This is a genomic window from Pelovirga sp. C15f (genome assembly GCF_057178085.1).
In genome coordinates this window covers 51,141-66,637 of record NZ_JBXUCV010000004.1, presented here as the reverse complement: position 1 = coordinate 66,637, position 15,497 = coordinate 51,141, and the positions used below count along the sequence as shown (strand labels likewise).

The 15,497-nt window shown below is 54.3% G+C and carries 15 protein-coding genes; 4 read left to right on the top strand and 11 right to left on the bottom strand.

Annotated features, from left to right (window positions below; genetic code table 11):
- Positions 1-10 precede the first annotated feature (10 nt).
- From AC1931_RS10820 to AC1931_RS10810, 3 genes are all read left to right on the top strand, one after another.
- Complete coding sequence (locus AC1931_RS10820) at positions 11-1,645, top strand: ABC-F family ATP-binding cassette domain-containing protein (protein ID WP_483877277.1); 1,635 nt, start codon at positions 11-13, stop codon at positions 1,643-1,645.
- 53 nt (positions 1,646-1,698) lie between these two features.
- Positions 1,699-2,475, top strand: coding sequence for a 4Fe-4S binding protein (locus tag AC1931_RS10815; RefSeq protein ID WP_483877276.1), 777 nt, complete (start codon positions 1,699-1,701; stop codon positions 2,473-2,475).
- A 71-nt stretch (positions 2,476-2,546) separates the two neighbouring features.
- Positions 2,547-2,759, top strand: coding sequence for a hypothetical protein (locus tag AC1931_RS10810; protein ID WP_483877275.1), 213 nt, complete (start codon positions 2,547-2,549; stop codon positions 2,757-2,759).
- 517 nt (positions 2,760-3,276) lie between these two features.
- On the opposite strand, the gene AC1931_RS10805 is transcribed toward AC1931_RS10810, so the two are convergent.
- The 8 genes from AC1931_RS10805 to AC1931_RS10770 form a co-directional block, all read right to left on the bottom strand.
- Complete coding sequence (locus tag AC1931_RS10805) at positions 3,277-3,882, bottom strand: vitamin K epoxide reductase family protein (protein ID WP_483877274.1); 606 nt, start codon at positions 3,880-3,882, stop codon at positions 3,277-3,279.
- Positions 3,883-4,106: 224 nt separating this feature from the next.
- Positions 4,107-4,760 carry a DsbA family protein gene (locus AC1931_RS10800; protein WP_483877273.1) on the bottom strand — a complete coding sequence of 218 codons (654 nt, stop codon included), beginning with the start codon at positions 4,758-4,760 and terminating at the stop codon, positions 4,107-4,109.
- Entirely contained in the window at positions 4,757-5,161 is a 405-nt protein-coding gene (locus AC1931_RS10795) for a disulfide bond formation protein B (protein ID WP_483877272.1), read from the bottom strand. Before AC1931_RS10795 ends, AC1931_RS10800 begins: the two co-directional genes overlap by 4 nt.
- A 103-nt stretch (positions 5,162-5,264) precedes the next feature.
- Positions 5,265-6,014 carry a cytochrome c biogenesis CcdA family protein gene (locus AC1931_RS10790; RefSeq protein WP_483877271.1) on the bottom strand — a complete coding sequence of 250 codons (750 nt, stop codon included), beginning with the start codon at positions 6,012-6,014 and terminating at the stop codon, positions 5,265-5,267.
- 5 nt (positions 6,015-6,019) lie between these two features.
- Positions 6,020-6,532 (bottom strand): TlpA disulfide reductase family protein, encoded by a 513-nt coding sequence (locus AC1931_RS10785; RefSeq protein WP_483877270.1) that lies wholly within the window; start codon positions 6,530-6,532, stop codon positions 6,020-6,022.
- A 213-nt stretch (positions 6,533-6,745) separates the two neighbouring features.
- On the bottom strand, positions 6,746-7,189 hold the full coding sequence (locus AC1931_RS10780) for a hypothetical protein (protein ID WP_483877269.1): 444 nt from the start codon (positions 7,187-7,189) through the stop codon (positions 6,746-6,748).
- 328 nt (positions 7,190-7,517) lie between these two features.
- The gene (locus AC1931_RS10775; RefSeq protein ID WP_483877268.1) at positions 7,518-7,997 is read right to left on the bottom strand and encodes a hypothetical protein; all 480 of its coding nucleotides are present in this window, start codon (positions 7,995-7,997) and stop codon (positions 7,518-7,520) included.
- Positions 7,998-8,187: 190 nt separating this feature from the next.
- Positions 8,188-9,081, bottom strand: a complete 894-nt coding sequence (locus tag AC1931_RS10770; protein WP_483877267.1) for a DMT family transporter — start codon at positions 9,079-9,081, stop codon at positions 8,188-8,190.
- Between the two features lie 242 nt (positions 9,082-9,323).
- Here AC1931_RS10770 and rarD point away from each other — a divergent pair, with 242 nt between their 5' ends.
- On the top strand, positions 9,324-10,202 hold the full coding sequence (gene rarD, locus AC1931_RS10765; protein ID WP_483877266.1) for an EamA family transporter RarD: 879 nt from the start codon (positions 9,324-9,326) through the stop codon (positions 10,200-10,202).
- Between the two features lie 346 nt (positions 10,203-10,548).
- Here rarD and AC1931_RS10760 read toward each other — a convergent pair whose 3' ends face one another.
- From AC1931_RS10760 to fusA, 3 genes are all read right to left on the bottom strand, one after another.
- On the bottom strand, positions 10,549-11,763 hold the full coding sequence (locus AC1931_RS10760) for an MFS transporter (protein ID WP_483877265.1): 1,215 nt from the start codon (positions 11,761-11,763) through the stop codon (positions 10,549-10,551).
- A 101-nt stretch (positions 11,764-11,864) separates the two neighbouring features.
- Positions 11,865-13,349 (bottom strand): protein adenylyltransferase SelO, encoded by a 1,485-nt coding sequence (locus AC1931_RS10755; RefSeq protein ID WP_483877264.1) that lies wholly within the window; start codon positions 13,347-13,349, stop codon positions 11,865-11,867.
- A 76-nt stretch (positions 13,350-13,425) separates the two neighbouring features.
- Entirely contained in the window at positions 13,426-15,489 is a 2,064-nt protein-coding gene (fusA, locus tag AC1931_RS10750) for an elongation factor G (RefSeq protein ID WP_483877263.1), read from the bottom strand.
- Positions 15,490-15,497: the final 8 nt, after the last annotated feature.

Sequence of the window (15,497 nt, the reverse complement as noted above, 5' to 3'; positions counted from 1 at the left end):
GGATTTAACAATGATTCACTTAACCAATATCACTAAACAGCACGGTAATCGGGTGCTGTTCAAAAACGCCGGCTGTCAGATCCTTCCCAACAGCCGCTCCGGTCTGGTTGGGCCTAATGGCGCCGGTAAATCCACCGTTTTTCGGCTGATCACCGGCGAGGAAGCCCTCGATGGTGGTGACATCACCTGTTCGAAAAAAACCGTGATCGGTTATTTTTCCCAGGACGTCGGTGACATGACCGGCCACAGCGCTCTTGATGAGGTGATTTCCGCCTCGGAAAAGACGGTACGCCTCGGCCGGGAGATTGCTGCCATGGAAGCGCAGATGTGTGAGCCGCAGGATGACGCTGCAATGGCTCAATTGCTTGAGCGCTACGGCGATGTGCAGCAGGAGTACGAACAACGCGGTGGCTACGATCTGGAATCACGCGCCCAGGCGGTACTGACCGGCCTGGGGATCGGACCCGACGATTATAACCGCCCGGTCGAAAGTTTCAGCGGTGGCTGGAAAATGCGCATCGCCCTGGCGCGGATTCTGACCCTGAATCCCGATGTGCTGCTCCTTGATGAACCGACAAACCACCTCGACCTGGAGTCAATCGTCTGGCTCGAAAACTGGCTCAACGACGAGTACAAGGGCGCTCTATTAATGACCAGTCACGACCGCGATTTTATGAACCGCCTGGTGACACGCATTATCGAAGTGGGCAACGGCACCATTACCACCTACGGTGGGAATTACGATTTTTACCTGCGCGAGCGCGATATTAGGCGTGAGCAGTTGATCGCCAGTCACCGCCGCCAGCAGGAGATGCTCGCCAAAGAGGAAGAGTTCATCGCCCGCTTTGCTGCCCGCGCTTCCCATGCCGCCCAGGTGCAGTCGCGGGTAAAAAAGCTGGAAAAAATAGACCGGATCGAATTGCCGCAGGAACAGCGACTGGTGCGTTTCGATTTTGCTGAACCGCCGCGCAGTGGTGATGACGTGCTGGCCTTCAAGGATCTCGCTAAGGTCTGGCAGCGCGAGGATGGACGCGATCTGCCGGTGTTTTCCGGCGTGTCCGGGCTGGTGCAACGAGGCGACAAGATCGCCGTCGTAGGAATCAACGGTGCCGGCAAGTCGACCTTCCTTAAAGTCCTGAACGAGCAGACCCCGCCGAGCCAGGGGACGGTGACAGTTGGTGCCAATGTCTTTTCCGGTTATTTCAGTCAGCATTCGATGGAACTGCTCGATCCAAAAAAAACCGTTTACGAAACCGTACAGGATGCCCTGCCGCAATTGACCGTCGGGGTATTGCGCAACCTGTGCGCCGCCTTTCTGTTTCCTGGAGATGATGTCGAAAAACGGGTTGACAAGCTATCCGGGGGCGAGAAATCGCGTCTGGTACTAGCTACGTTACTTGGTCGGCCGCTAAACCTGTTGATCCTTGACGAGCCGACCAACCATCTCGATATCCAGTCGCGCGATGTGTTGCTCGAAGCCCTGCAGGGTTTTGCCGGGACCGTGCTGATCGTCAGTCATGACCGCCACTTTCTGCGCTCACTGGTGCGTCGCGTGTTTGAAATCGATCACGGGGTTATGTCCTCTTTTGAGGGGGGCTATGAATATTATCTGGAAAAAACCGGCCGCAGACACCATACTGATTGAAGATTTTCTGGCGCATTGCCGCCTGATGGCGCTGACAGACAAAAGGAGCAATCATGGTTAATCTGATCTACTTTTCACCGACGAAAACCACGGAAAAGATTGTCTCGCAGATTGCTGCCGGTATTGCTGATCCGGATTTGCAGCGTTACGACCTGACCCGCATGGATACCGATGTGCCCGGGCGGATCAGCGTCGGCACAACGATTATCGGCGTGCCGGTTTACGCCGGCCGGGTACCGCAAGTCGCGCTGGAGCGACTGGCACAGCTACGGGGGGCCTCACTTCCTGCCGTTCTGGTGGTGGCCTACGGTAATCGCGAGTTTGAAGATGCCCTGCGTGAACTGACCGATGTGGTAACCGCAAAGGGGTTTCACGTTGTTGCGGCGGCAGCCTTTGTCGGTGAGCATTCCTATTCGACCCGGCAGCAGCCGATTGCCGCGAACCGTCCCGATCAAACTGACCTCGAACAAGCCACGGTCTTTGGTGCCGCGATTAAAAAGAAGTTGAGCGTGGGCAAACAGCCGACAACCCCGGAAACGATTCCCGGCAATGTACCCTATCGTGAAGGAGTGGTGTTGGGGCAGATTGCACCGGAAACAATCACAGAACGGTGCGTGCTGTGCGGGGCGTGTGCTTCGCTGTGCCCGACCTTTACCATCAGTGTCAGCGATCAGGTCCTGACCGACGTGGCGCAGTGTGTCATGTGCTGTGCCTGTGTGAAGGGTTGCCCCCACGATGCGCGGGTAATGACCCATCCGCTGGTGGCCGAACGTCGTACCCTGCTGGCAGAAAACTTCAGCCGCCGTAAAGAGCCCCAGTGGTTTCTTTAGCTTTTCCGCGCGGCCGGGAGCGAAGGTTGCAAGGCTTTAAGCAACGGGCGAATTTTCCAGGGAGCCATGATATGAAAAAGATTATGTTGATACTTGCCGTCATGCTGTTCATAGCTAATGTCACGTTGGCAGCTGGTATCCAGGGCGAAGTTGTCGAGATCAAGGACAACGAGATTCACATAGAACTTTTTGGAGATGATGGCGCCGGTTTCAAGGCAGGGGCTCATGTCCGTCTGGAGGTTATTCCGGAAGGTGTCCCGACTCTGGATATGCTGAAAGGTTGATAGGTTCATGTCATGCCGTTGGCATGACCCGGTGGCCCTTTTCTTTGGCATTAAAGGTCCTGTCGAGAACTTCTGTTGCCGGTTCGCAGTAAACGAGGCACATTGCTGAAAACCGGTTACCAAGGAAGCGAGCCAGTCACTATCCGAGGAGTTTGTATATCAGTTGAATCACCAGTTTTACAACACGACCCCGCATGGTGCCACCATGCGGGGTCGTGTTGTTCTTATGATCGCCGGCGTCGGGAAGAACCGCGATTTTTACGTTGGACTCCGTTATAACGCCCACCAGTTGCTGTTCCTACTTCATTTTGGGGTAACCGGACAGCACCGCCAGCTGGTCGGGTTTGAGCAGGCCTTTATACATCCTCCCGCCGATGATCCAGGTTGGATAGGCTTGAATATTATTTGTTCTGCACTCTGCTGCCTGCGGTGACCTGGGGCCACCCGGCGTGCATTCAACGTATGGGAGCAGTTTAGCCGATGCTTCGAACAGAAACTTCTGTTCTTCGCAGGCCGGTCACCAGAAAGTGCCATAAAAAACGGCACCCTCCTGGGTCAGATGAGTGGCCAGGCCTTTCAGGTACGGATCTTCTGGCCCGGCCGCAGGATTGAATACGCCACTATAGTGCAGATGCATCCCTCCGATAATGATCAGTGCCATTATTGCTGTTTGGGCGACCCACTGTCTAAATTTGAAATGCATCATCCCTTCGGGTCGCTGAGCAACGATGACTCCGAAAGTGACCATCATGATGGTGAGGGAAACAAGGCAGTAGGGGCAGAGGGCATCGATGACAGTGTGAGATATCAATGTGAGATAGATACTGTAACCGACGCCCACTAAGGAAACGATCCAGGCTGATTTCCAATGCCGCTCGGGATGACGAACCTTCAACCCGATAAATGCAAGTGCAGCGTATGTCAAGAATCCCCAAAATGCCGTTGGCATGCCGAGGAAACTTCCCCAGCGGCTTTGCTGAACGATCTCGCACGCGCTCCCTTGCGCACAGTACAGGGGAACCCCTCCCAACCATACGGTAAGAGTCAGATACAGGGTCAAGACCATCCCGGCTCCGGCAAGCGCCGTCACCGGCCAGTTGGGCTGCTTCCTCTTTTTCAACACTGTCGGTCGTTTCTTTTCCCCTTGTTGCCCGGACCTTTCGCGGGTTGATGTCTCGTGCCGCGGAGCAGCTTTTTGCGTGGGGGTCTTCTGTCTTTTGGTTTTTTTGCTCAAAGCGATGATCCTCCAGCAGGTGAGTTACTAAAATAACACGATCCTGAAAGATATTTGCGACATTAACTCGTTTCTGGATCTGAGTTCATCCGGAGTTGCCGGATAAACACGAACTATTGCGGGTATTGGGCGTTCAATTCAGATTGAATCAATTCGTACAGTTGTCGATAGCCGAACGTTTGCAGCGGTCTGCCATTGACAAAGTAACCGGGAGTTTTTTGTACATCAAGGGCTCTCACGTCGGCCATGTCCTGTGCGATGATGTTGGCAATGGCTGGATCATGCATATCTTTTTTGATTTGTTCGATATCCACGCCCGCTCTGGGAAGGATTTCCCATAGTTTTTCCGGTTGATAGTTGTGATGGTTGGCCCAGATGCTCTGGGTTTCAAACATGACATTCAGGGTTTCCCAGTATTTTCCCTGTTTGTCAGCGGCTTCGACGATTTTGACAAAATCGTCAGCACCATCATGGAACGGGGCGTAACGCAATACCAGCCTGATTTTGCCGGGATTGTCCGCCATGATTTTTTTGACATAGGGAGCAAAGGCGGCACAGGTTTCACAGGCCGGGTCCATAAACTCAACCAGGGTTACCCTGGCATCATCACTGCCGAGGGTTTTGGAATGATCCCGGACAAAGACTGCAGAGTCTTCTGCCGCCATTGAGCCGTATTTTTTTACTTGCTGATCCTGATAATAATTATTACCGACCACAAAGGCTAATACCAGTACGAGACAGGTAATTCCAACCAGGGCGTATTTCATGATGCGGTTCTCCTTTTCAAGATGATTAACAGGGTAACAAGGGTTGAAAATGCGAAAAATGACAACATGGGGATGGAGACAAAACCGAACAACTCAAAATATTGTTCCGTGCAGGAAACCCCCTGAGAACAAGGTTGAATGTTTTCCGGGATGATTCCGGCATAGAGCAGGGTATGATAAAGGGCCGTCAAGCCTCCGGCAATGGTCAACGGCAGCGCATACTTGATGACACTTTTGTCAAACGTCGGGAACAGACCCGCAGCAAAAATGAAAATCAGAGGGAACAGGCAGATCCGCTGATACCAGCAGAGGACACAGGGTTGATATTCCAGAACGGAACTGAAAAAGATGCTGACGGTTGCCGAAACGCTGACCAGAAGCCAGCATAAGAACAGTAACATCCAGTTTGTACTCGTTGCTTTATCTGATTGTGACATAAGTTAAAGTCTCCAGTTGATGAAGAATGAGATCAAGACGCAAGGCATGGCACCATTGCTCCAGCCACTAGCCGAGTACCGGAACGAACCGGTAGAAAAACATGGTGATCGGGCCGAGCAGACCAAACATCAGCATGATGCCAACGGCGATAAGCATCACCCCGGTACCGATTTCAATCTTGCGCATGTGATAACGCAGCCGCCTTGCGGTGTTCAGGAAACGGTGAAACAGCAGTCCCGAGAGCAGGAAGGGAAGCCCCAGTCCCAGGGAATAAAAAGTTAATAGAATGGTTCCTTCCCCGGCTTGTCCCGAGGTCGCGGCGACCATCAGAATCGAGGCCAGAATCGGGCCGATACAAGGGGTCCAGCCGGCAGCAAAGGCAACTCCAACAATGAAAGTACCGAAAAAACCCGCAGGTTTTTTGTTCAGTTGAATTCTTTTATAGCTAAGCAGGGCGTGAAAGGAGAATAAACCGGTCATGTGCACGCCGAACAGCAGGATCAAGAAGCCGCCGATCCTGGCGATCCAGTTCATCCCCTCGCGCAGTAAGGCCTGGATTTGACCGGAAGCGATGCCGGCAATCGCCCCCAGCAGAATAAAAACCAGGGAAAATCCGAGGATGAAAAAAAGAATGTGAAGGATAACTGTCAGACGAACCTTGACATCAGGATGTTTTTCATCAAGCTGCTCAAAGGACAACCCGGTTATGTAGGTCAGGTACGAAGGGATCAGCGGCAGAACGCAAGGAGAAATAAAGGACAAAACCCCGGCGGTAAACGCAATCCAGTAGGTTATTTCAGCTGTTTGCTGGAGCACTTGTTTTATCCTTTGATCAAGTTTTTGATGAAGGTAACCGTCTGGGGACTGGCCCAGTCGATGGCGCCGGCGATCTTCTCGACGATGACACCGTCTTTACCGATGATAAAGGACTCTGGCAGCTTGTAGACGCCGTACTGCCCCTTAACGGCCCCCTGGTTGTCATAAAGAACACTAAAACCGTGCGGATTCCTCTCTAAAAAAGCAGGGACCACAGAACGGGCGTTTTCATCCGCATTAATTGCCAGCATGACAAAATTCTCAGCGGCCATGATCTGATTGAGCTTTTCCATCGACGGCATCTCTTCTTTACAGGGAGGGCACCATGTCGCCCAGAAATTCACCATGACCACCTTGCCGCGCAATGCCGACAATGTCACCTTGTTACCTTTGGTATCCTCAAGCGTGAAGTCAGGAGCCAGGTCGCCGGCTACCACGGGTGCTGGAGGCATATTGAAATAGATGTAGGTTCCAAAACCGACCACCACAAGCAGAACTAGCAACATCACATAACGCATAACCGGCCTTTCCATTCGCAGCAAATAAAGCGCTGCGATAACTAAAGGGTTATTTTTCTCAGGAGTCTATGCCTGCCCGCTAAAAGTTGTCGCGACAATGAGCGCCGCAGGGGCATGGTCAGTAACAAAAAATCAGTGTCGGTCAGGCGACAAACAAGGATGTGTCGCCAACGCCAACTCCGGGCTGCCTTTAGCAACGATTTTTGTGCAGGTTTAACGCAGGAGGACGACGGTACGCAGGGCTTTTAACGGGTGAGGTTCGGGTAAGCGGGCGGACAGGCTATGCTTGGCTAAGCCCCGCATTTCCAGGCTCAGCTCCAGAATGTGGGGAAGATTGGTTGGGCAGAAAGAATCGGCCGGGGTTTTGTTTAACAGGCTGGCCGGTTTTGAGGTGGGAAGTGTCGAGGTAAATACCGGGGAATCAAGGCAATCCTCCCCCGGTAAAGAAGAAACAGCTTCAGCTTCAAGGGTTTTTAAGCCATGCCGGTAGTCTCCGGCGTCCGAAGAACATTGACCGATGGGATTCAATTCCAGATGCGGGGTTTTTTCATCCGCCTGGCACCAAAAAGTGGCATTGGCAGTACCGAAGCTGAGCAGCAGGTAAATCAGCGCCATGAGGCGCAAGATCGATTTTGTCTGTAGAGCGCTTGTCAGCATGAACTATTACCTGAAGGCAGAAAATTACAGAACGGCGGCATCAGGTTATTTATACCCATTCACGGAAAAAAACGAGGGGGAAATTCCCTTTTTATCTCTGTGTATCTGCGCAGCCCGGAAGGCTTCTAAACAAAATTCTTTATCATAAAGAACAGCTGGCAATCGATTGATTCCAGCTGTTCTTTAATGGCATGTGGGCACGCTGCAACGGCGTTTTTTCTTCGATCCTCAATCCCAGGCTCGAACCTAAATATCTGATCTTCCAGGGATGTTGATCTGCAGTTCAAACAGCCCGCAGATCTTCCGGATCCTTGGCCTGAGTGGCCAACTAGGCCCGGCCTTTCCCGGCGCCACTGCCATTACCGGACCCACTGCCTGATCCGCTACCACTGTCTGAGTCTCCACTGGAACCGCCACCATCGGAACCGCCACCATCGGAACCGCCACCATCGGAACCGCCACTACCTACGCCCGCGCTAGCATCGCCGAAGTCACCGGTTCCGGCGTAGTCACTTCCTTCACCGGCTACTCCGCTACCGTAACTGTCTGCCCCCTGCATTGAGCTGGCCGGGCCGTTACTAGTACTATCTCCCGCGGCCCCATAGCTACCCATGTTTTCATCCTCATCACTCATACCGACATTGGTGCCTGATTGATTATCACTCTGGGCATTGACGCCATGGGCGTAGTCATCGACCACATCGGGTGCAGAACCATAGCCTTGACCCATATGATGAGCTAAACAGGTGATCGGTAGCCAAAGGCCGATGGTGAAAATTGTCAGGGTGATTATTGTTTGTTTTTTCATTTGTTTCCTCCTATTGCATGATTTCCGTCGCATACGTTGCCTTAGTATATTAAACGCACGACTACCGCAGAGGTTGACCGGTAAAATGACGGAGTTGTCTTTTTGAGGAATGGGGTGGCGTGGAAAAGGGTCGCTTGCCGTGGTTCAAATTGTTGCTTTACAGAAAAAATCTGTAAGAAGAAGCTTGAGATCAGACACTCTCAGCTTTTTTTGCGCGGCTGTACATGCCCAGCAGGGTGTGAAGAACCAGCGTCGCGACGATCAGAACCCCGCCGCTAAAGGTGGTCGCTGGAGGACTTTCTCCCAATACCAACCAGACCCAGATGGGCGCAAGACAGGTTTCCAACAGCAGAAACAGACTGACTTCCGCGGCCGGAAGAAAGCGCGTTGCAGAAGTGATGAGCAATAAAGCAACCGGCATCTGCACCAGACCGGCAAGCACCAGCCAGGCGTAACTGGAATGCGGCAACGACAGCGGTGTAGCAAATGGGAGTGCCGCCAGACATAGTAGGATGCCGCCACGCATGATGACTCCAGGGCGCGAAATCTCCGGGTAGCGTCGGAAAACGGTGAAGTAGGCCCCGATAAATAAGGCCGACGCGGCAGCAAGTCCGTCGCCGAGAAGAGTCCCGGCGCCGAGCGAACCGGACATAACCCAGAACACACCGGCGATACAGACAATAATCGCCAGCCAGGTACGCAGGGAGCACCTTTCGCCAATAAAGATATGGCTAATAAGAGCGGCAAACAGTGGTGCTGCGCTGAGAATGACAACGGCATTGGCTACCTGGGTCAGCGTAAACGCGAGGACCAGGCACAAGCTGCTGCCGGCCATCATCAGCGCTGCGAGCCAAACTCCCAACTTTCTGTTGTCTGATGATCGAATCTGACATGAAGGCACCAAGTGACTTAGTATCAGAAACGCCAGAGCCATTAACAGGCCCCGCCAGAACGAGACGTTCCAGCCATCCACTGCTGCCAGTCTTACCAACAGGGCATCGAAGCTGATCAGGATGACACCGGCAACCACGGTGACGATTCCTTTGAGGCTAGCGGTCCCGGCAGGCAGAGAAGCTTTTGGCATGGTGTTCCTTACAGTTCAGGTTTAATCGTGAGAAGGTTTCGTCGGGAATTCGTTCAAGGTTGATCCCGAACAATCAGGCAGGCAGATATTAAGGATCACCCCGCCGCCACTAATTTTAATTTACGAGCCTGAGCCGCTTGAATTTCTGATAGAGTGCTTGTGCCGACTCAGCCGATTATCAACTGGTATTTAATTTAAGCAGACACTTCATTTTCCTTATGGGCGGCGACGGGCTTCTAAAAATGAATCAACAACTTTCAGGTGTACTATTCGGCCTTGCAGCTTTTCTCGCCTGGGGATTACTACCTGCATATTGGAAGCAGTTACAGCCGCTTGCCCCTTTTGAGGTTCTCTGTCACCGGATTGTCTGGTCATGTATCTTCCTGAGCATCATTATCTCCTGGCAGCAACGCTGGCCCGAGGTCAAAGGCATCATACGGGATCGGGACAACCTGAAAAAACTCTGCTGCAGCAGTTTGTTGATTGGGGCCAACTGGTTTATATACATCTGGGCGGTAAACAGCAACCATGTTGTCGAGACCAGTCTCGGCTATTACATCAGCCCCATGTTCAATGTCGCTATCGGCTTCCTGTTGCTCAAGGAAAGGTTTTCCCGATTACAGACAGCGGCTCTTTTTTTTGCCATGGCGGGGGTTTTGTATTCACTGTCAACTTATGGTAGCCCACCCTTGTTCGCGCTGGCCCTGGCGTTCAGCTTTGCTTTCTACGGATATGCCCGTAAAAAAATCATGGTCGCTCCGATCCCCGGTTTGCTGGTAGAAACCAGTCTGCTGTTCTTGCCGGCCCTTGGCTACATATTTTATCATCAATACTTCCATGAGAGCGTCTTCGGACAACAATCTGGAATAACTTTCTGGCTCATTGGTTCAGGGATCGCCACGAGCCTACCCCTCTTATGGTTTGCCATGGCAATGAAGACACTCAAGCTCTCTACCGTTGGGATAATGCAGTACCTGGCCCCGACGATTGCTTTTGTACTTGGGGTCTTTGTTTATCAGGAACCTTTTAATCTCCACAGCGCAGTCACGTTTCTTTTGATTTGGATTGGCGTGGTTGTCTTTTGTTTCGATGCCGGTCTGCGCTCCGCGCGGAGCGGCTAACTTTGATGGCATTTAGTGACAGGGACGTCGCCAGTACCCTGACCACATTGACCGGCAGTTAATGTCGGGAATCGTTTCATCCCCGCTGGTGCGGGGGGTACCGGGCTACGGAGTCGTCTGGCACCTTTTTTTTCTTCGCCTTAAACACCCCACTTCACTCGAGTGTGAATAAAAGTCACACTCCCGGCATTAAAGAAAAAAACCGCAACCCATCAGCTTCAGTTTCAGCCGGTGGTTGCGGTTATGGTTGTGGCTTTGTGTGTTCATGCTCCCCCCCTTGGTCAAATCGGATGTTAACTTGTTGCGGGGGTACAGGCAAGCATATCTGAAATAGATGATTCGGAAATCATACCGTTATCGCGCGTGGCGGGCGGACTCTGAGCGTCAGCAGGATTGCCGTGACAACCAGCGCCGCCAACAGCAGGCCGATCAGGGGCGCTGAGTCAGTGTGATCAAGAACCAGCCCGATCAGCACGGGTGCCAGGGCGGTTGACACGACCATGACCGCCTGGGCGACGGCGCGGATGGCGCCCAGGTGCCGGGTGCCGTAGCGTTCCGGCCACAGGGCACCACCGGCAGCACCGCTGCCGCCGAGACTGCCGCCCGTCAACAGCAGGTAGAGGTAGAGAGCCCAGTCTCCGGGGATGGTCGCCAGAACCAGTAGTCCGGCCACGAGGGGCAACAGGGCCAGGGGCAGGGCCCGCTGGGCACCGAAACGATCGATCAGTGGTCCGGCAGCCAGCAGGCTGAACAGATGGCCGAGGGCAAAACCGGTAAAGGCGATGCCGACTTTTTCCAGCGGCCAGCCGCGCAGACCGATGATCGCGGCCTGGTGAAAGAGGACCGCGGTGATGGTGAAGGGGGTCGCCAGGGCAGCGGGGAGCAGCAGATAAAAGCCGGGGTCATGCAGCACCTGGTTGCGGGTCAGGCTGTTTTGCGCAGAGCTGGTTGTGGTCTGCCCCCTGGTATCGTCGGGAGGTGGTGCGTAGCGAGCCAGTGTCAGCAGCAGCGGCAGTGCTATCAGGAGCAGAAAAGCAACAGCAACAAACCACGGCAGGCGCCAGTTGCCAAGCGCCAGCAAGAGTCCGGCAGCCAGGGGCAAGGTCGATTCTGCTAATGGAAAGCCGGCAACGGTGAGGGCCATGACGCGCCCGCGCTGCTGGTGAAAATAGCGCCCTGCCACGGTGACACCGAGGTGGGACAAGAGCCCCTGACCGCCAAAACGGATCAGCAGGAAACCGGGAATCAACAGTAGCCAGTTGGGTGCCAAGCCAATTGTCAGACAGCCGCTAACCAGAATCAGCAATGCCGCAAGCGTCAATTGCGGGAGAGGTCTGGTGTCTACCAGTTCGCCAAATTTGAGCAGCAGCAGAGCTGAAACCAGAGTCGCGCCGCCGTAACTGAAACCGTAAGCGCTGTTGCTCAAGACAAATTCTTCACGAATAAATTGACCGAACACCGAGATGAAAAACGTCTGGCCAAAACCGGAGGTGGCTGTGGCAAGCAGGGCAAAAAGGGCCAGCTGGGGATGTTCTGCGATAAATGTTGGTGGTTTCATCATGGGATCTTGGCATCGTTGCGGCGCATTGCAAGGTTTTTCTCAGCGTTTTTACCTGCGTGCGGTTACGGGTTGAATGTTGTGTTAATTAAAAGGCCCCGGTATCAGGTTCCACAGAAGGTTTGATAGACCCGTTGTGACGCAGGCGCTGGTTCGCGGTATTGGCGGTCAGCGTCAGCCGGATCGGCATAGGGGGTTGTAAGGACGCGCAGCAGGTTTTGAAAAGGTTGCAGGTTGCCATCCATTTGCGCTGCTGACAGCGCTTCTTCCACCCGATGGTTGCGTGGAATGACCGCCGGATTGTGGCGATCCATGTTTTTTTTAACTGCGCTGAACGGTTTTCTCTGTTGCTCTAACCGTGCTAGCCAACGGTTGTGCCACAGCTGAAAAGCTGCATCGCGATGCAGTTCACTGTCCGTTAATTGCTCAGCGGCCAGGGCGCGGAAGCTGTTGGTGTAGTCGGCCCGTAAACGCTGCATTATAGTCAGCAGATCATCGATCAGGGCCCGATCCTGTTCCTGTTCATCCATCAACCCCAGCTTTGCCCGCATCCCTTTTAGCCAGGCCCGGCGAAACTTATCTTCAAATTGATCCAGAGCCTCTTGAGCCAAGGCGATCGCGGTTTCCTGCCGCTCAGCCAATAAGGGCAACAGGGCTTCGGCGAAGCGGGTCAGGTTCCATTTAGCGATGGGGGGCTGGTTGGCATAGGCGTAGCGCCCCTGATGATCAATGGAACTGAAGACGGTAGCGGGGTTGTAGCCATCCATGAAGGCGCAGGGGCCGTAATCGATGGTTTCTCCGGAAATGGAAACGTTGTCGGTGTTCATCACCCCGTGAATAAAACCGATCAGCAGCCATTGGGCGACCAGATCAGCCTGGCGGTCGATGACCGCCTCCAGCAGGGCGGAGTAGGGATTGCCCTGCCGGGCTACATCGGGATAGTGGCGCTGAATGGCGTAATCGGCAAGAATTTTTACATCTGCGGAGGTGCCACGCCAGACAGCGTACTCAAAGGTTCCAACGCGCAGATGGCTAGCCGCGACCCTGGTCAGAATGGCACCCGGCAGCAGGGTTTCCCGCCGCACTGACTCCCCGGTTGTAACCACCGCTAAACTACGGCTGGTCGGAATACCGAGGGCATGCATGGCTTCGCTGATCAGATATTCGCGCAGCATGGGGCTCAGCGCGGCCCGTCCGTCGCCGCGGCGGGAAAAAGGCGTTTGACCGGAGCCCTTGAGCTGGATATCGACGCGTTCACCGGCGGGAGTGATCTGCTCGCCCAGGAGAATGGCGCGCCCGTCACCAAGCATGGTGAACCCGCCAAACTGATGTCCGGCATAGGCCTGGGCAAGGGGGACCGCGCCCGGAGGCAATAGATTCCCTGCAAAAATTTCAGCGCCCCGGGACGTATTCAGGTCGTGCGACCTAAGGCCGAGTTGCTCTGCCAGAGCGTGATTAAATACAACCAGTTGCGGTGCCCGTACTGCTACCGGTGCCAGTTTCCGGTAGAAAATATCAGGCAGCTCAAGGTAGCTGTTATCAAAGTTCCAGCCGGCTTGGGATGGCGTTGAGGATTGTACGGAGTCCATTTTTCCCTCTCGAATCTGGGTTGAGGTGACGATTCATTGTACCGTCAAGACCATCCGGAGGGGTAGGGGAGGCAGGTTATTTTATCCCGAACTTTTTCAGAATCTCCGCCGGGGCCTGCTCGAAGTGGGAAAACTCCATGGTGAAACTCCCCTGGCCTTTGGTGGCGCTGCGTAGCTCAGTCATGTAGCCGAACATTTCCAGCAGAGGTACGCTGGCACGGATGACGTCCTGGCCGGGAAGGGAGGTGATGCCCTCAATCTGACCACGCTTCTGATTGAGGCTGCCCATGACCCTTCCGGTATAGTCGGAGGGTGCCGTCAGTTCCAGCGCCATGACCGGTTCGAGCAGGGTCGGCGAGCTATCCCGTAAGGCCTGGTTCACTGCCCGCGAAATTGCCGTTGCAATGCCGAGATCAGTCACCCGGTGGCTGTCATAGGGGGCGGCGGTCAGGGTCAAGACCAGATCGGTCAGGGGGTAGCCCGCGGCCGGACCGGATTGACAGGCTTGATGGAGTTGCTCTTTGATCCGTTGTGCGATCTCGGATGGCCAGGGAGCAAGGACTTCTGCCGGAACATCGATGTGAAGCCCCTGTTTACGCGGCTGCGGGTTGAGGCGGAGGGTGACTTCGCCGTAGTGGGTTTTGCCATCGATTTCACGTTCAAACAGTTCATGGTGCTGGCAGGCACAACGAATAGTTTCACGGTAGACGACCTGCGGCCGGCCGGTCTGGGTGTCGACGCCGAAATCGGTTTTGAGGCGCTGTACCACTACCTCCAGATGGAGTTCACCCATGCCGGTCAGCAGGGTCTGTCCGGTTTCCGGATCTTCCTTGACTTTGAAGGTGGGGTCTTCCCATTGGAGTTTCTCCAGGGCCAGGGGAAGCTTGTCGCGGTCATCAACGGTCTTTGGTTCAACCGCCAGGGAGACAACCGGCTCCGGATAGCTGAGGCCGGCCAGCTGTAACGGGTTTCCCGGTGAACTCAAGGTGTCGCCGGTCAGGACCTGCTTTAACCCGGTGGCGGTGACAATGTCACCGGCGCCGGCCTCATCAATCCGTTCACGTTTGTGGGCATGCATGCGAAACAGACGGGCGATTTTTTCATCACTGCCGGTGCGGCTGTTGTGCAACACATCCCCTGGTTTGATCTGACCGGCGTATATCCGCAGGTAGGTCAGCTTGCGACCCTCATCGGCCAGAACCTTGAAAGCCAGGGCACAAACCGGGCCGTCCACAGAAGTTGTAACCGATATCCTAGCACCATCCTCCAGTTGTCTTGCCGGTGCCGGGGGGGCATCGAGGGGGGAGGGCAGCAGCGCGCAGATCATATCGAGGAGCGGCTGAATGCCCTTGTTGCGCAGGGCTGACCCCAACAGTACCGGAAAAATCCGGCAGGTAAGAACTCCGGTGCGCAAGGCGGCCAAAAGGCGCTCCGACGCAATCGATTTACCCTCAAGGACATCGGCGAGGATTGCATCATCAAAGTCCGCCGCGGTTTCCAGCAGCAGTTCACGGTGTCGGCGGACAGCGTCCATCATCTCAGCTGGAATGTCATGATATTCGAGGGTCTGACCGAGATCGTCAACATCGAAATAAATCGCCTGTTGCAGGATCAGATCGATTACCCCGATGAAATGTTCTTCACTGCCGATGGGCAGTTGCAGCAGGACCGGGCGAGCATGGAGCTTGGTCTGCAGGGCTTCAATCACCTGCTCATGATCGGCCCCGATACGATCCATCTTGTTGATCAGGCAGATGCGCGGCACCTGATAACGGTCGGCCTGACGCCACACCGACTCACTCTGCGGTTGTACTCCTTCAACCGCACTGAAGATGGCAACGGCACCATCAAGGGCGCGCAGGGAGCGCTCTACCTCGATGGTGAAATCGATATGTCCGGGGGTGTCGATGATATTAAAGGTATAGTCGTTCCACTGACAGCGGGTGGCGGTGGCGGTGATGGTGATGCCGCGCTGTTGTTCCTGCTCCATCCAGTCCATGACGGCCATCCCGTCGTGGACTTCGCCCATCTTGTGAATTTCGCCGGTATAGAACAGAATGCGTTCGGAAACCGTGGTTTTGCCGGCATCAATATGAGAGATAATGCCAAAATTACGAATATGTTCAAGCTGCAGTCTCATATGTCACC